At 75.1% G+C, this 14,795-nt stretch carries 16 protein-coding genes; 6 read left to right on the top strand and 10 right to left on the bottom strand.

Translation table 11 applies throughout. The features are described from left to right. Nucleotides 1-11: 11 nt before the first annotated feature. Complete coding sequence (locus tag GTY84_RS33900; protein ID WP_237532314.1) at nucleotides 12-251, bottom strand: hypothetical protein; 240 nt, start codon at nucleotides 249-251, stop codon at nucleotides 12-14. A gap of 91 nt (nucleotides 252-342) precedes the next feature. On the opposite strand from GTY84_RS33900, the gene GTY84_RS16805 reads away from it, so the two are divergent. Beyond that, nucleotides 343-1,659, top strand: a complete 1,317-nt coding sequence (locus tag GTY84_RS16805) for a D-alanyl-D-alanine carboxypeptidase (RefSeq protein ID WP_345943459.1) — start codon at nucleotides 343-345, stop codon at nucleotides 1,657-1,659. Here GTY84_RS16805 and GTY84_RS16800 read toward each other — a convergent pair. From GTY84_RS16800 to GTY84_RS16785, 4 genes are read right to left on the bottom strand one after another with little or no spacing between them, the layout of a single operon-like run. Beyond that, nucleotides 1,607-2,515 (bottom strand): YihY/virulence factor BrkB family protein, encoded by a 909-nt coding sequence (locus GTY84_RS16800; protein ID WP_202551231.1) that lies wholly within the window; start codon nucleotides 2,513-2,515, stop codon nucleotides 1,607-1,609. The two genes, GTY84_RS16805 and GTY84_RS16800, sit on opposite strands and share 53 nt — an antisense overlap. Continuing rightward, the gene (locus GTY84_RS16795) at nucleotides 2,503-2,964 is read right to left on the bottom strand and encodes a GtrA family protein (RefSeq protein WP_161227114.1); all 462 of its coding nucleotides are present in this window, start codon (nucleotides 2,962-2,964) and stop codon (nucleotides 2,503-2,505) included. Before GTY84_RS16795 ends, GTY84_RS16800 begins: the two co-directional genes overlap by 13 nt. Beyond that, nucleotides 2,958-3,911, bottom strand: a complete 954-nt coding sequence (locus GTY84_RS16790; RefSeq protein WP_161227082.1) for a decaprenyl-phosphate phosphoribosyltransferase — start codon at nucleotides 3,909-3,911, stop codon at nucleotides 2,958-2,960. The genes GTY84_RS16795 and GTY84_RS16790 overlap by 7 nt, the downstream gene beginning before the upstream one ends. Next, nucleotides 3,904-4,428 carry a phosphatase PAP2 family protein gene (locus tag GTY84_RS16785; protein WP_161227081.1) on the bottom strand — a complete coding sequence of 175 codons (525 nt, stop codon included), beginning with the start codon at nucleotides 4,426-4,428 and terminating at the stop codon, nucleotides 3,904-3,906. Before GTY84_RS16785 ends, GTY84_RS16790 begins: the two co-directional genes overlap by 8 nt. Nucleotides 4,429-4,561: 133 nt before the next feature. On the opposite strand from GTY84_RS16785, the gene GTY84_RS16780 reads away from it, so the two are divergent. Together GTY84_RS16780 and GTY84_RS16775 are read left to right on the top strand one after the other, a co-directional pair. Next, nucleotides 4,562-5,941, top strand: a complete 1,380-nt coding sequence (locus tag GTY84_RS16780) for an FAD-binding oxidoreductase (RefSeq protein WP_161227080.1) — start codon at nucleotides 4,562-4,564, stop codon at nucleotides 5,939-5,941. Nucleotides 5,942-5,982: 41 nt separating this feature from the next. Next, complete coding sequence (locus GTY84_RS16775; RefSeq protein WP_161227079.1) at nucleotides 5,983-6,738, top strand: decaprenylphospho-beta-D-erythro-pentofuranosid-2-ulose 2-reductase; 756 nt, start codon at nucleotides 5,983-5,985, stop codon at nucleotides 6,736-6,738. Between the two features lie 417 nt (nucleotides 6,739-7,155). Here the strand turns inward: GTY84_RS16775 and GTY84_RS16770 are convergent, their stop codons facing one another. The 5 genes from GTY84_RS16770 to GTY84_RS16750 all read right to left on the bottom strand — a co-directional run bounded on the left by GTY84_RS16770 (nucleotide 7,156) and on the right by GTY84_RS16750 (nucleotide 12,626). Beyond that, nucleotides 7,156-7,734, bottom strand: a complete 579-nt coding sequence (locus tag GTY84_RS16770) for a 2'-5' RNA ligase family protein (protein ID WP_161227078.1) — start codon at nucleotides 7,732-7,734, stop codon at nucleotides 7,156-7,158. Nucleotides 7,735-7,917: 183 nt separating this feature from the next. Continuing rightward, the gene (trpS, locus tag GTY84_RS16765; protein ID WP_202551230.1) at nucleotides 7,918-8,982 is read right to left on the bottom strand and encodes a tryptophan--tRNA ligase; all 1,065 of its coding nucleotides are present in this window, start codon (nucleotides 8,980-8,982) and stop codon (nucleotides 7,918-7,920) included. Nucleotides 8,983-9,223: 241 nt separating this feature from the next. Continuing rightward, complete coding sequence (locus GTY84_RS16760; protein ID WP_161227077.1) at nucleotides 9,224-10,672, bottom strand: glycine hydroxymethyltransferase; 1,449 nt, start codon at nucleotides 10,670-10,672, stop codon at nucleotides 9,224-9,226. A 385-nt stretch (nucleotides 10,673-11,057) separates the two neighbouring features. Further along, nucleotides 11,058-12,239, bottom strand: a complete 1,182-nt coding sequence (locus tag GTY84_RS16755; protein ID WP_161227076.1) for a glutathionylspermidine synthase family protein — start codon at nucleotides 12,237-12,239, stop codon at nucleotides 11,058-11,060. A 6-nt stretch (nucleotides 12,240-12,245) separates the two neighbouring features. Then, nucleotides 12,246-12,626, bottom strand: a complete 381-nt coding sequence (locus GTY84_RS16750; protein WP_161227075.1) for a hypothetical protein — start codon at nucleotides 12,624-12,626, stop codon at nucleotides 12,246-12,248. Nucleotides 12,627-12,915: 289 nt separating this feature from the next. Here GTY84_RS16750 and GTY84_RS16745 point away from each other — a divergent pair, with 289 nt between their 5' ends. The 3 genes from GTY84_RS16745 (at nucleotide 12,916) to GTY84_RS16735 (ending at nucleotide 14,665) form a co-directional block, all read left to right on the top strand. Then, entirely contained in the window at nucleotides 12,916-13,422 is a 507-nt protein-coding gene (locus GTY84_RS16745; protein ID WP_161227074.1) for a carboxymuconolactone decarboxylase family protein, read from the top strand. Beyond that, complete coding sequence (locus tag GTY84_RS16740; protein WP_161227073.1) at nucleotides 13,419-13,865, top strand: carboxymuconolactone decarboxylase family protein; 447 nt, start codon at nucleotides 13,419-13,421, stop codon at nucleotides 13,863-13,865. The genes GTY84_RS16745 and GTY84_RS16740 overlap by 4 nt, the downstream gene beginning before the upstream one ends. Nucleotides 13,866-13,930: 65 nt before the next feature. Beyond that, nucleotides 13,931-14,665: an isocitrate lyase/phosphoenolpyruvate mutase family protein gene (locus tag GTY84_RS16735; RefSeq protein ID WP_161227112.1), complete on the top strand. Its 735-nt coding sequence runs from the start codon at nucleotides 13,931-13,933 to the stop codon at nucleotides 14,663-14,665. The last annotated feature ends 130 nt before the right edge of the window (nucleotides 14,666-14,795 follow it).

Genomic DNA, 14,795 nt, shown 5'->3' with positions numbered 1-14,795 from the left:
TTTCCCCTCGGTTATGACGTGCGGCGCAGGGCGCGCAGTCCGCGCAACCCGATGACGCCGACGACCGTCCCCAATACGAAGGAGACGACGGCCAGCAGCAGGTGCACCCAGAAGTACGCCGTGGGATCGCCGTCCTCGAAGGCGAGCCCGCTGCCGTCCTTGACCAGGTTCTTGACGAAAGTGACCCAGATGAACCAGCTCCACACCCCGAAGGCGAGCAGGAACATGGAGACGGGGCGGCTGAGCTTCATGGTTCCAGTATCGCGGGCGCGTGTCCGGTTCCCTCCCCGGGGTGGGGAGGCGGACGGGACTGCGGCGTCCGGGGGCGGTACGTTCTCGGTCGTGCCCCCACCCATGAAGATCCTCCGGCGCTCCCCCCTGGTCGCCGCCGCCGTCCTGACCGCCGTCTCGCCCCTGGCCCTCGCGGTGCCCGCCGCGCAGGCCGCGCCTGGCCCCGAGGCGAGCCCGTCGGCCTCCCCCTCGGCCACTCCCCCGGCGTCCATGTCGGCGGTCGGCGGGGCCCGGCTGGCGCTGCCGGGCACCCAGGTGGAGCTGGCGGGCGGGGCGCCGGTCCTGCCGAAGGACCTCACGGCGCGCTCGTGGATCGTGGCCGACGCCGAGTCCGGGGACGTGCTGGCCGCGCACAACGCGCACTGGCGGCTGGCCCCGGCGAGCACGCTGAAGATGCTGTTCGCGGACACCCTGCTGCCGAAGTGGCCGAGGACCGAGAAGCACCGGGTCACCCCCGAGGAGCTGGCGGACCTCGGCGCGGGCTCCAGCCTGGTCGGGATCAAGGAGAACGAGACGTACACCGTCGAGGACCTCTGGCGCGGGGTCTTCCTGATGTCCGGCAACGACGCCGTGCACGTCCTGTCCGCGATGAACGGCGGCGTCGCGGACACGGTCGACGAGATGAACGAGCACGCGGCGGAGTTGCAGGCGCTGGACACGGAGGTGGTCAGCCCGGACGGCTACGACGCCCCGGGGCAGGTCTCGTCGGCGTACGACCTCACGCTGTTCGCCCGGTCGGGGATGCAGAAGAAGGACTTCCGCGAGTACGCCTCGACGGTGCGCGCCATGTTCCCGGGCGAGACCAGGAAGGGCGCGAAGGGCAAGCCGTACCGCAAGCCCTTCGAGATCCAGAACACCAACCGGCTGCTGCGGGGCGACGGCGACGTCAGGGTGTACCCGGGGATCGCCGGGGTGAAGAACGGCAACACCACCAACGCGGGCGCCACCTTCACCGGGGTCGCGGAGCAGGGCGGCCGGGTGCTGCTGGTGACCGTGATGAACCCGGCGAAGGCTGAGCACAACGAGGTCTACAAGGAGACCGCCCGGCTGTTCGACTGGGGCTTCGCGGCGGCCGGCAAGGTGCGGCCGGTGGGGACGCTGGTGGCGCCGCGGAGCGCCCGTGGCCCGGAGGCGGAGGGGCGGTCCGGCCCCGCTCCGGAGCCGGAGGCGCCGGGAGAGGCCGGCGGCGGGACGGGTGCCGCCGGGGCGGGCCCGGTCGCGGGGGCCGCCGCCGCGGACGGGTCCACCGGGGCCGGGATCGCCGCCGGGATCGCGGGCGGGGCGCTGGTCCTGCTCGTGGGCACGGCGTACCTGGTCAACCGGCGCTGGCCGGTGCCGGACCTGGTGCGCCGCCGGAGCCGTCCGTGAGCTCCTCCTCCCTGCCGCCGGTCGCCGTCCAGGCGGCGCAGTAGAGCACCAGCTTCGAGGTGAAGTTGATCCAGAGCAGCAGGGCGACGGGGACGCCGAAGGCCCCGTACATGCTCTTCGCGGCGACGCCCTGCATATAGCCGCTGAGCAGCAGCTTCAGCAGTTCGAAGCCGACGGCGCCGATCAGCGCGGCCACCACCAGGCGGCGCCGTCCGGGGTGGACGCCGGGCAGCAGGGTGAGCACGTAGAGCAGGAGCAGGAAGTCGGCGAGCACGGCGACGGCGAAGGCGGCGACGTAGAGCAGGACGCCGCCGAAGCCGCCCTGGGGGATGCCGAGTTCGCGGGTGATCCAGCCGACCAGGGCGCTGGCGACGGTGGAGATGCCGACGGTCAGCAGCAGGGCGCCGCCGAGGCCGAGGAGGACCCCGGCGTCCTTGCCGCGGCGCAGCAGGGGGTTCTCCTCCTCGTCGGGCCGCTCCCAGACCGCGCGCAGGCAGCCCCGGGCGGAGTCGACCCAGCCGATGCCGGTGAAGAGGAGCAGGGCGGCGGCGATGAGGCCGACGGTGCCCGCGTTGTCGATGAGGCCCTGGATGTCGAGCTGGTCGGAGATGCCGGGCACCTGCTCGGCGAGCTTCTCCTGGAGCCGGTCCTGCTGCCCCTTGCTGAGGGTGGCCGCGGCGATGGCGGCGGCGAGGCTGAGCAGGGGGAAGAGCGCGACGAAGCTGGTGAAGGTCATCGCGGCGGCCAGCCGCGTCCACTTCACGCGGTCCAGCCGCTCGTACGACCGCCAGGCGTGGGTGCCCGTCAGCCAGGCCACCCAGGGGCCCACGACGGGGAGTTTTTTCAGCCAGTCCATGATCCGACCCTGCCCCCGTTCGCCCGGTTCCACGTCTCCGTACCGTCGTCGGTACGGAAGACCAGTGTCCGCGTACCCCAGAAACGCAGGAGGGTGGCCAGGGCCATGCCGATTCCGGCGCCGGAGAGGGTGTCGGCGCGCTGCGAGGTGAGGCCGAGCCCGTAGTGGCTGGCGGCCAGGCAGAGCAGTTGCACGACGGCCCCGGCGAGGTTGACGGCGAGGAAGAGCAGGCAGGGGCGCAGCCCCCGGGGGCGGGAGTGCCGGTAGGTGCCGAGGGCGTTGCCCGCGTAGGCGACGGCGCAGCCGGCCAGGAAGGAGAGGGCCTTGGCGGTGAGGGGTCCGGCCCCGCCGGGTCCCCGCAGGAGGGTGAAGAGGCCGAGGTCGGCGGCGTAGGCGAGGAGCCCGGCGCAGGCGAAGCCGGTCAGCTCGCGCCGCCGCCCGGTCACCAGTGGGCCACCGCCAGGGCGTACATGCCGGCCCAGGCCAGGCCGATCAGGGCGAGGGCCCGGTCGCGCAGGACGACGTCCTCGGGTTCGCCCGCGGTGCCCCGGTCGGCGAAGACGGCGTAGCGCAGGACGGCGAGGACGAAGGCGGCCATGGAGAGCTGGCGCCAGGGCAGCAGCCCGGTGTGCGGGCCGCCGCCGTCCTCCATGGCCCACATGCAGTAGCCGAGGACGGCGACGCCGGCCGCGAGCTGCCAGACGAAACGGAGGTAGCCGGTGGTGTACTCGGTGAGCAGGGCGCGTGTGGCGCCGCCCCGGCCGGCCATCTGCACGGCCTCGCTGTAGCGCTTGGCGGCGACCATGAACAGGGCGCCGAAGCCGGTGGTGATCAGGAACCAGCGGGACAGCGGGATGCCGAGGGCGAGTCCCCCGGCGGCGGCGCGCATCAGGAAGCCGGTGGTGACGACGGCGAGGTCGACGACGAGGACGTGCTTGAGGCTGAGGCAGTAGGCGAGCTGGAGGGCGAGGTAGGCGGTCAGCAGGGCGGCGAGGGAGGGGCCGCAGAGACGGGCGGCCAGGAGCGGGGCGAGCAGGCCGAGGGCGCCGCCGGTGGCGTAGGCGACGGGGACGGGGACCTGTCCGGCGGCGACGGGGCGGTGGCGCTTGACGGGGTGGGCGCGGTCGGCGGCGGCGTCGCGGGCGTCGTTGACGAGGTAGACGGCGGCGGCGCAGGCGGTGAACAGGGCGAAGACGAGGGGGAGCTGGGTCAGGGCGTGCCGGGTGAGGAGCTGTCCGGCGGCGGCCGGGGCGGCGGCGACGAGGAGGTTCTTGACCCACTGGCGGGGGCGGGCGGTGCGCAGCAGTCCGCCGGGGAGGCCGCCGCGGCGGGGCGGGAGGGGCGGCGGGAGCTGCTCGGGGGCGCGCTGGCGCAGCAGGGCGGCCGTGTCAGGCACGGGTGCCTCCCCGCATCCAGCCGGTGCCGAGGCGCGCGGTGAGGGCGCCCAGGGCGGCGCCCGCGGCCACGTCGGAGGGGTAGTGGACGCCGGCGACCAGCCGGGAGGCGCAGACGGCGGCGGCCAGCGGCCAGGCGGCGCGGACGCCGAGGGTGCCGAAGACGACGGCGGCGGCCCCGGCGGAGGTGGCGTGGCAGCTCGGGAAGGAGTGCCGTCCGGCGGTGCGCACCAGGGGGGCCACATGGGCCGGGCGGGGGCGGCGGACCAGGCGTTTGACGCCCATGCCGGTGAGGTGGGCGGCGGCGGTGAGCGCGGTGCCGCGCAGCCAGGCGGTGCGCCGGGGGCGGTCGGCGACGGCCGCGGCGAGCCCGGCGGCGAGCCAGAGGGCCCCGTGCTCCCCGGCCCGGGACAGGGCGCGCGCGGCGGCGGCGACGCGCGGGTCGGCGCCGTACGCCCGGAGCGCGGAAACGATCCGGTGGTCCAGATCGGGGTCGTGGGGGTGGTCCAGGTCGTCCATGTGCACTCACTGTTCACCCCTGCGGCCCGGGAAGTCCGGCACACTCGGGCGACATACCATTAATCACCCGTTTCGGGGAGAGAAGGGATGTTTCTCAACCAACCGACCTCGTACGGGCGATACGGTCACCGGCATGTCTGCCGACACCCTTCCCGACGCCGGCCCGGAGGAGCAGTGGGCCGCCGTCAGCGGCTGGGGGCGCACCGCGCCCAGCACCGTCCGGCTGGTCCGCCCGCGGACGTACGAGGAGGCGGCCGAGGCCGTGCGGGGGTGCGGCGCCCGGGGCGGGATCGCCCGGGGGCTGGGGCGGGCCTACGGCGACGCGGCGCAGAACGCGGGCGGCGCGGTGCTGGACATGACGGCGCTGGACCGGGTGCGCGCGATCGACCCGGAGGGCGGCACCGTGCGCTGCGACGCCGGGGTCTCGCTGCACCGGCTGATGGAGCTGCTGCTGCCGCTCGGCTGGTTCGTGCCGGTCACCCCGGGGACCCGCTACGTGACCGTGGGCGGGGCGATCGGCGCCGACATCCACGGCAAGAACCACCACGGCTCGGGCTCCTTCTCCCGTCATGTGCTGTCGCTGGAGCTGCTGACCGCGGACGGCGCGGTGCGCACCGTGCGGCCGGGCACGCCGCTGTTCGACGCCACCGCCGGGGGCATGGGGCTGACCGGGGTGATCCTCTCGGCGACGGTGCGGCTCCAGCCGGTCGCGACGGCGCTGATGTCGGTCGACACCGAACGGGCCGCCGACCTGGACGACCTGATGGCCCGGCTGACCACCGCCGACCACCGCTACCGCTACTCGGTCGCCTGGATCGACCTGCTGGCGCGCGGCGCGGCCACCGGGCGGGCGGTCCTCACCCGGGGCGACCACGCCCCGCTGGAGGCGCTCCCGGCCCGCGCCCGGCGGGATCCGCTGGCCTTCCGCACCTCCCGGCTGCCCGCCGCCCCCTCCCTGTTCCCGGAGGGGCTGCTGACCCGGGCCACGGTGGGCCTGTTCAACGAGGTCTGGTACCGCAGGGCGCCGCGGCACCGCACCGGGCAGCTCCAGCGGATCTCCGCCTTCTTCCATCCGCTGGACGGCCTCCCGCACTGGAACCGGATCTACGGGCGGGGCGGCTTCGTGCAGTACCAGTTCGTGGTGGGGCACGGCCGGGAGGAGGCGCTGCGCCGGATCGTGCGGCGGATCTCGGAGCACCGCTGCCCGTCCTTCCTGGCGGTCCTCAAGCGCTTCGGGCCCGCCGATCCGGGCTGGCTGTCCTTCCCCGTGCCCGGCTGGACCCTCGCCCTGGACCTCCCGGCGGGGCTGCCGGGGCTCGGGGCGTTCCTCGACGGGCTGGACGAGGAGGTGGCCGGGGCCGGGGGCCGGGTCTACCTGGCCAAGGACTCCCGGCTGCGGCCGGAGCTGCTGGCCGCGATGTACCCGCGGCTGGACGCGTTCCGGGAGCTGCGCGCGGAGCTGGACCCGCGCGGGGTGTTCGTCTCCGACCTGTCCCGCCGCCTCGCCCTCTAGAACCGCGGGGCCCCGGCCCCTCCGGAACCCCAGGAGTTGTCGTGAAGGACGCCTTCGGCTTCCCCCAGTCCGTCCTCGTGCTCGGCGGCACGTCCGAGATCGCGCTGGCCACGGTCCGCCGCCTGGTCGCCCGCCGGACCCGCACCGTCTGGCTGGCGGGGCGCCCCTCCCCCGCGCTGGACGAGGCGGCCGGGGGGCTGCGGGCGCTCGGGGCGGAGGTCCGCGTGGTCGGCTTCGACGCGCTGGACCCCGGCTCCCACGAGGAGGGGCTCGGCAAGGTCTTCGCCGAGGGCGACATCGATCTGGTGCTGATGGCCTTCGGGGTGCTCGGGGACCAGGCGCACGACGAGCGGGAGCCGCTGAAAGCGGTCCGGGTGGCGCAGACCAACTACACGGGGGCGGTCTCGGCGGGCCTGGTCACCGCCCGCGCCCTCCAGGAGCAGGGGCACGGCTCGCTGGTGGTGCTCTCCTCGGTGGCCGGGGAGCGGGCGCGCCGGGCGAACTTCATCTACGGCTCCAGCAAGGCGGGGCTGGACGCCTTCGCGCAGGGCCTCGGGGACGCGCTGTACGGCACGGGGGTGCATGTCATGGTCGTCCGGCCGGGGTTCGTGCGGTCGCGGATGACGGCGGGGCTGGAGGAGGCGCCGTTCGCGACGACGCCGGAGGCGGTGGCCGCCGCGGTGGAACTGGGGCTGCGGCGGCGCTCGGAGACGGTGTGGGTGCCGGGGGCGCTGCGCGTGGTGATGTCGGCGGTGCGCCATCTGCCGCGCGCGGCCTTCCGGCGGCTGCCGGTCTGAGCCCGGCGGGCGCCCGCCGCGGGGAGCGGGCCGACGGGGTGGACCGGCGGGATGCGGACCGGCGGAGTGCGTACGGCCCCCGGGTGCGGGGGCGCGGGGCGCGGACCGGCGGGGTACGTGCGCACCCGGACGCGTGCCGGTCCCCGGTGCCGCGCCGGAGGGCGCGGACGGGGGCCCGGGGCCGGTGTCGCACGGCTTCGTCCGCCCGGAGGGGGCGTGGTCCGGCGGGCGTGATCAATACATCCGGGGCCCGACCGGCCATTGCCGTCGTCGTCCGCGGGGCGGTCGCGCGGCGTCGGGTGCGTGCTCCCGCGCGCCGGGCCCGGGCCTTCGCACGGGACGTACTCGGGGCCGGGGCAGGTGCGGCGGGAGTGCGGGCACGGCGTCGTGGGGCGGAGGGGAGTTGTCGGACGGGCCTCAGCGGGCGGGGACGGAGCCGGACTCGACGCGGCCGGTCTGCGGGGGCACGACGGCGCTGCCGAAGGGGAACTCCCGGAGCTTGCGCCACTGGGCGTCGGCGCCCTGCTCGTAGAGGGCGAACCCGGTGCAGGGCCACTGGGCCTCGTAGTCGGCCAGCTCCTCGTAGGCGCGGTCCATGGCCTCCTCCGCGATCCCGTGGGCCACCGTGACGTGCGGGTGGTAGGGGAACTGCAGCTCGCGCGGGACCGGCCCGGTGGTCTCGCGCACCCGCTGCTGGAGCCAGTTGCAGGCCGCGCCGCCCTCGACGACCTGGACGAAGACCACGGGCGAGAGCGGGCGGAAGGTGCCGGTGCCGGAGAGCCGCATCGGGAAGGGCCGCCCCGCGGCGGCCACCTCGGCCAGATGGATCTCGACCGCGGGCACCGCGCCGCCGTCGATCTCCGTCGGCGGCAGCAGGGTGACATGGGTGGGAATACCGTGAGCGGCGGCGTCGCCGAAGCCCGCGCGCAGCTGTTGCAGCCGGCTGCCGTGTGGCTCCGGGACCGCGATCGACACGCCGATCGTTACGGTCCCCACGTCGTCTCCCTGGGTGTGTCGGGTGCCGCCCGCCCCTCGGCGCGCGGCGGTGGCCGCCGGTGCGGCCACCCGGTTATCGACTGTACGGCCACGGGCCTGCCGCGGGCAGGCGCAACCGGAGTGATGTGCAGCGCTACGGCGCGGCGCCCGGCGCGTGGCCGGGCCCGGCCGGGTGGCGCGCGGTCAGCGCAGGGCGGGCAGCAGGCCGATCCCGTCGTAGGCCCGGGCGAGGGTCTCGGCGGCGACGGCGCGGGCCTTGTCCGCGCCCTTGGCCAGGACCGAGTCCAGCGCCGCCGGGTCGTCCAGGTACTCCTGGGTCCGCTCCCGGAAGGGGGTGACGAAGTCGACGACGACCTCGGCGAGGTCGGTCTTCAGGGCGCCGTAGCCCTTGCCCTCGTAGCGCTGCTCCAGTTCGGGGACCGTGGCGCCGGTGAGGGTGGCGTAGATGGTCAGCAGGTTGCTGACGCCGGGCTTGTGCTCGCGGTCGAAGCGGATCACGGTGTCGGTGTCGGTGACCGCGCTGCGGACCTTCTTGGCGGTGGTCCTCCCCTCGTCGAGGAGGTTGATCAGACCCTTCGGGGTCGCCGCCGACTTGCTCATCTTGGCGGTCGGGTCCTGGAGGTCGTAGATCTTCGCCGTCTCCTTGAGGATGTAGGCGCTCGGCACGGTGAAGGTGTCGCCGTAGGTCTGGTTGAAGCGGTCCGCGAGGTCGCGGGTCAGTTCGAGGTGCTGGCGCTGGTCCTCGCCGACGGGGACCTGGTCGGCCTGGTAGAGCAGGATGTCCGCGACCATCAGCATCGGGTAGGTGAACAGGCCGACGGTGGTGCGGTCGCTGCCCTGCTTGACCGACTTGTCCTTGAACTGCGTCATCCGGGAGGCCTCACCGAAGCCGGTGATGCAGTTCATCAGCCAGCCGAGCTGGGCGTGCTCGGGCACGTGGCTCTGGACGAACAGCGTGCAGCGGTCCGGGTCGAGTCCGGCCGCGAGGAGCTGGGCGGCGGCGATCCGGGTGTTCTGCCGCAGCTCCTTCGGGTCCTGCGGCACCGTGATCGCGTGCAGGTCGACCACCATGTAGAACGCGTCGTGGGTGTTCTGCAGGTCGACCCACTGGCGGACGGCACCGAGGTAGTTGCCGAGGTGGAACGAGCCGGACGTCGGCTGGATACCGGAGAGCACGCGCGGGCGGTGCGCGGCGGAGCCGTCCCCCTCGGGGCGGGGGTGGCTGGCGGACGGGCGTTCAGAGGCCATGGGCCCATTCTCGCAGGCTCCGGAGGGCGGTCGGGCACGGGTTCGGTCCGGGGCGGCGCCGGGGGGTCCCGGGCCGGTGGCGAGGGGTTCCGGCCGGCGGCCCGGAGCGCGCCGGGGCCGGGGGCACGGGGACGGCGGCGGGGCACCCCGGGGCCGGGGGCCGCCGGAGACGGCCGCGCGGCGCCCCGGCCGGTGCCGGGACGCCGCGTGGGAGCACCGCCGGGGTGCTCGCGGGCCTGGATCAGCCCAGGTCGATGCCGGGGTAGAGCGGGAAGCCGGCGACGAGGTCGGTGGCGCGCCGGGAGATCTCGTCCGCGATCTTGGCGTCCAGGACGTGGGCCGCCTTGGAGGGGGCGCCGGACTTCGTGGTGCCGGCCTCGGCGGCGGTCAGGACGCGGTCGATCAGCCCGGCCACCTCGTCCATCTCGGCGGTGCCGAGACCGCGGGTGGTCAGCGCGGGGGTGCCGACGCGGATGCCCGAGGTGTACCAGGCGCCGTTGGGGTCGGCGGGGATGGAGTTGCGGTTGGTGACGATGCCCGCGTCGAGCAGGGCGGCCTCGGCCTGGCGGCCGGTGAGGCCGTAGGAGGTGGCGACGTCGATGAGGTTGAGGTGGTTGTCGCTGCCGCCGGTGACGAGGGTGGCGCCGCGGCGCGTCAGCCCCTCGGCGAGCGCGCGGGAGTTGTCGACGACGCGCTGGGCGTAGTCCCGGAAGGCGGGCTGCCGGGCCTCGGCGAGGGCGACGGCCTTGGCGGCCATCACGTGCGGCAGGGGGCCGCCGAGGACCATCGGGCAGCCGCGGTCGACCTGGTCCTTGAGGGAGTCGTCGCACAGCACCATGCCGCCGCGCGGGCCGCGCAGGGACTTGTGGGTGGTGGTGGTGACGATCGGGGCGTGCGGGACCGGGTCGAAGTCGCCGGTGAGGACCTTGCCCGCGACCAGCCCGGCGAAGTGCGCCATGTCCACCATGAGGGTGGCGCCGACCTCGTCCGCGATCTCGCGCATGATCCGGAAGTTGACCAGGCGCGGGTAGGCGGAGTACCCGGCGACGAGGATCAGCGGCTTGAACTCGCGGGCCTGGGCGCGCAGCGCCTCGTAGTCGATCAGGCCGGTGGCCGGGTCGGTGCCGTAGGAGCGCTGGTCGAACATCTTGCCCGAGATGTTCGGGCGGAAGCCGTGGGTGAGGTGGCCGCCCGCGTCCAGGGACATGCCGAGCATCCGCTGGTTGCCGAAGGCGGCGCGCAGTTCGGCCCAGTCGGCTTCGGTGAGTTCGTTGATCTGGCGGGCGCCGGTCTTCCGCAGGAAGGGGACCTCGACCCGGTCGGCGAGCACGGCCCAGAAGGCGACGAGGTTGGCGTCGATGCCGGAGTGCGGCTGCACGTAGGCGTGCCGGGCGCCGAAGAGTTCGCGGGCGTGCTCGGCGGCGAGCGACTCCACGGTGTCGACGTTGCGGCAGCCGGCGTAGAAGCGGCGGCCGACGGTGCCCTCGGCGTACTTGTCGCTCAGCCAGTTGCCCATGGTGAGCAGGGTGGCCGGGGAGGCGTAGTTCTCGGAGGCGATCAGCTTGAGCATCTCGCGCTGGTCGGCCACCTCCTGGCCGATGGCGTCCGCGACGCGGGGCTCGACGGAGCGGATGACGTCGAGGGCGGCGCGGTAGGCGATGGACTCGGGGGTGAGCGGCTGCTCGGACATGGGACCTCCGGACGTGGCGTACGGCGTTCACGGGTCGGCCCAGGCGCACGGCACAGTGCCGGTCCCCGGCGTACGGGGACGGGGGCCGCTTCCCGATGGTTGGTCCCATCCTTGCGCGCCAGTCACGGCCCGGCGCCCACCCTAGCGGGTGGCGGGCGGGCCCCGGGGCGGGTGTCCACGTGGCGGAAGGCGCCGTGCCCCGGGCGGGCGTCGGGTCTCCGGGCGGGGCGTCGGGTCCCCGGGCGGCGGCGTCGGGTCTCCGGGGACGCTCCGGGCTTCGCGGGTGACGGGGCCCCGGGCGGCCCGGCGCGGCTCGGCGAAGCCCGGCGCGGCTCGGCGGAGCCCGGCGGGACGGCGCGGCCCCGCAGGACTCGGGGCCGAGCGGTCAGAGGATCACATGGGGCAGGAAGCGGGCGTACTCGTCGGTGACCAGGCCGGACGACTCCCGGATGCCGAGGCCGGCCGGCTCGTCCTCCACCGTCCAGGCGCCCAGCACCACCCGGTTGCCGTCGAACTCGGGCAGCGGGGCGAGGGCCTGGTAGCAGCAGGGCTCGTCGCGCGGGGCGGGGTCGGAGCCGGGCTCGTGGACGGTGATCCCGGCGCCCTCGCGGCCGAGGAGCGGCTTGGCGACCCAGCCGGGGCCGTCCGCCAGGTCCCCCGGGCCGTCGAGGCGGGCGGGCAGCAGGTGCGGGTGGCCGGGGTACAGCTCCCAGAGGACGGCCAGCAGGGCCTTGTTGCTGAGCAGCATCTTCCAGGCGGGCTCGATCCAGAGGGTCGAGCCGGTGCCGCCGCCGTTGTCGAGGGTGTCCAGGACGTGTCCGGCGAAGCGGTCGGTGGTCAGCCACTCCCAGGGGTAGAGCTTGAAGACGCTGCGGATGAAGCGGAGCCGGTTGTCGACGAAGCGGCCGGAGAGCGCGTCCCAGCCGATCTCCTCCATGGAGATCCAGTCGGTGTCCAGCCCGGCCTGCTCGGCCGTCTCCTTGAGGTAGGCGACGGTCATCAGGTCCTCGCCCGCCTCGTCCTCACTTGAGTGGGCGAAGTAGAGGGGACCGGGCGGGAGGAGGGCGGCCTGCCGCGTCCAGGCCCCGACCAGGCGCTCGTGCAGCGAGTTCCACTGGTCGGCGCCGGGGAAGCGGTCCTCCATCCAGAACCACTGCGGGGAGGCCGCCTCCACCAGCGAGGTCGGGGTGTCGGCGTTGTACTCCAGGAGCTTGGCCGGACCCGTGCCGTCGTAGCGCAGGTCGAAGCGGCCGTAGACGGACGGGAGTTCGTCCCGGCGGTACCAGGCCTCGGTGACCGCGGCGGCGACCCGGGGGTCGGTGATGCCGAGGTCGGGGAGGCGTCCGGCGGTCACGATGTGGCCGGCCGCCTCCAGGCACATGCGGTGCAGCTCCCCGACGGTCTCCTCCAGTGCCTCGATCTCGTCCAGCGGGAAGACGTAGTGGGCGCTCTCGTCCCAGTAGGGGCGCAGGGAGCCGTCCGGGTGGCGGGTGAGCGGGTAGACGAGCCCCTGCTCCTCGACGGTCCGCTGCCAGTCGGGGCGGGGCGTGATGGTGCGGCGTTCCACGGCGGCTCAGCTCCCGCCGCTGCCGGAGCCGGAGCAGCCGAAGCCGCCCCGGTCGACGGCCTGGGATCGGCTGAAGGTGCCGTCGTCGGCCCAGCCGGCCGTGACATCGCTGTCGTAGTACCAGTCGCCGTCCACCGCGCGCGAGCCCCTGCCGGTGCCCTTGGAGTACGAACCGCCGCCCTGGTGACCGGCCTTGGAGCCCCCGGAGGAGCCGGACCCGCAGTACCGGTCGGCGACGACGCGGTAGCCCCGGAGGTAGGTGTAGCTGTCCCGGTCCACGCACCGCCGGTCGGGATCGGAGCCGCAGGCGCTCAGGGCCACCGCCAGCACCCCCATGCCACCGAGCACCACCGTGCTCGACCTCAGCCTCCGTCGGCCGTCCGCCATGTCCCCGTCCCCCGTACTCCGCGTGCTGCCAAGACAGTTGAGCCGAACGAGTGTACGCCCGGGGTCGGGAAGGGCCGCGCGGGGCCGGGAAGGGGCGGGGCACTGCGCGGCCGGCCCCCTCCCCCGGGCCGGGTCGGGGTCACTCCCCGCCCGGGGTGCGGCGCCCGCCCGCCGGGTCCCACCGGATCCCGGCGGCCCCGGCGGCCCCGGCGGCCCCGGCGGCCCCGGCGGCCCCGGCGGCCCCGGCGGCCTGCGGCGGTATCCGGTGGGCAGGCCCTAGGGTCGGATCATGACGACAACCGACAGCACGCCCGCGGGGGCGTACGCACCCGAGGTGCCCGTCCGGCTGGACTGGGACAAGCACGCCCCGGACGTGTTCCGGGCGATGGTCCGGCTGGACACCGCGGCCCGGCAGGGCCTGGACCCGGCGCTGCACCTGCTGGTGCAGATCCGCGCCTCGCAGCTCAACCACTGCGCCTTCTGCCTGGACATGCACAGCAAGGACGCGCTCGCGGCGGGGGAGAGCGCGGAGCGGATCATCCAGCTCGGCGCGTGGGAGGAATCGCGCCACTTCTACACGGAGAAGGAACTGGCGGCGCTGGCGCTGACGGACGCGGTGACGGTCCTGACGGACGGTTTCGTGCCGGACGCCGTGTACGCGAGGGCGGCGGCGGTGTTCGAGGAGGCGGAGCTGACACGGCTGATCTCCGCCATCGCGGTGATCAACGCCTGGAACCGCTTCGGGGTGACCTGCCGCAAGACCCCGGGCCACCACCAGCCGGGGCGGCAGGGATGACCGCCCGGACCACGCACCTGGAGGCCGGGGTCCGCTCGGCGCTCCGGAGGCTGGGCGAGGCGGCCAGGAAGGGGCTGGGCGACGCCGGGCTCGCGGAGCTGGTGCAGATCCGCGCCTCGCAGCTCAACCACTGCGCCTTCTGCCTGGACATGCACCTGGGGATCGCCCGCAAGCAGGGCGTGAGCGAGCGGCAGCTCGATCTGCTCGCCGCCTGGGAGGAGTCCGGCGAGGTCTTCGACGCGCGGGAGCGGGCGGCGCTGGCGCTGACCGAGGCGGTCACGCTGCTGACGGACGGCTTCGTGCCGGACGCGGTGTACGCGGAGGCCGCCCGGCACTTCGACGCCGGGGAGCTGTCCCATCTGCTGGCGCTGATCACCGTCATCAACACCTGGAACCGGCTGATGGTCGCCCGGCGCATCCCCCCGGGGAGCACCGAGTGGTGAGCGGGGCGGCCCGGCACGGCGGGGCGGAGGCGTCCGGCGGGGCGGAGGTCCCCGGCGGGGCCGCGCTGCGGGGCGGGGCGGCGCGCTTCCGGGCACTGCACCACGGCCGGGCGCCGGGCGACCCGCTGGTGCTGCCGGGGCCGTGGGACGCGGCGAGCGCCCGTGCCTTCGAGGAGGCGGGGTTCCCGGCCCTGGCGACGCCGAGCGCGGGCGTCGCGGCCTCCCTCGGCTACGAGGACGGGAGCACCCCTGCCGACGAGATGTTCGCGGCGGTCGCCCGGATCACCCGGGCGGTGGACGTGCCGGTCTCGGCGGACGTGGAGGACGGGTACGGGCTCGCCCCGGCGGAGCTGGTGGAACGGCTGCTGGAGGCGGGCGCCGTGGGCTGCAACCTGGAGGACTCCGCGGGCGGGGTACTGCTGGAGCCGGGCGAGCAGGCGGACCGGCTGGCCGCGGTGCGGGAGGCGGCCGGGGACCGGCTGTTCCTCAACGCCCGCGTCGACACCTTCCTGCTGGGCGTCGCCGATCCCGACGTGGCACTGGAGCGGGCGGCGGCGTACGTGGCGGCGGGCGCGGACTGCGTCTATCCGCTGGGCGCCCCGCCCTCCGCGCTGCCGGTGCTGCGGGCCGGGATCGAGGGGCCCCTCAACATGGCCGCGATGCCGGACGGCCCCTCCCCGGCGGAGCTGGGCGGCCTGGGCGCCACCCGGATCACCTTCGGCCCGGGGCTCCAGCGGCGCGCGCAGGAGGCCGTGCGCGCCATGGCGGCGGAACTCGCGGCGGCCCGCCCCGGTTCCTAGGCCGCCCCGGTTCCTGGGCCGGCCCTGTCCCCGGCCCACCCGGTTCCCGGGCCGGCCCGGTGCCGGAACGGACCGCCGCGGTCCGGGCACCGGCCACCCGGACAGCCACGGACCGGGCGCCACGGGTACG

The sequence above is a fragment of the Streptomyces sp. SID8352 genome, from assembly GCF_009862265.1.
Classification (GTDB): domain Bacteria; phylum Actinomycetota; class Actinomycetes; order Streptomycetales; family Streptomycetaceae; genus Streptomyces.
The sequence above is the reverse complement of the archived record's forward strand: the minus strand, read 5'-3'. Positions and strand labels throughout refer to the sequence as shown.

Bases quoted from the DNA above. Each gene is read 5' to 3' on its own strand.
- GTY84_RS33900 (WP_237532314.1), bottom strand. From the start codon at position 251: ATGAAGCTCAGCCGCCCCGTCTCCATGTTCCTGCTCGCCTTCGGGGTG.
- GTY84_RS16800 (WP_202551231.1), bottom strand. From the start codon at position 2,515: ATGGACTGGCTGAAAAAACTCCCCGTCGTGGGCCCCTGGGTGGCCTGG.
- GTY84_RS16785 (WP_161227081.1), bottom strand. From the start codon at position 4,428: ATGGACGACCTGGACCACCCCCACGACCCCGATCTGGACCACCGGATC.
- GTY84_RS16780 (WP_161227080.1), top strand. From the start codon at position 4,562: ATGTCTGCCGACACCCTTCCCGACGCCGGCCCGGAGGAGCAGTGGGCC.
- trpS (WP_202551230.1), bottom strand. From the start codon at position 8,982: ATGGCCTCTGAACGCCCGTCCGCCAGCCACCCCCGCCCCGAGGGGGAC.
- GTY84_RS16760 (WP_161227077.1), bottom strand. From the start codon at position 10,672: ATGTCCGAGCAGCCGCTCACCCCCGAGTCCATCGCCTACCGCGCCGCC.
- GTY84_RS16750 (WP_161227075.1), bottom strand. From the start codon at position 12,626: ATGGCGGACGGCCGACGGAGGCTGAGGTCGAGCACGGTGGTGCTCGGT.
- GTY84_RS16745 (WP_161227074.1), top strand. From the start codon at position 12,916: ATGACGACAACCGACAGCACGCCCGCGGGGGCGTACGCACCCGAGGTG.
- GTY84_RS16740 (WP_161227073.1), top strand. From the start codon at position 13,419: ATGACCGCCCGGACCACGCACCTGGAGGCCGGGGTCCGCTCGGCGCTC.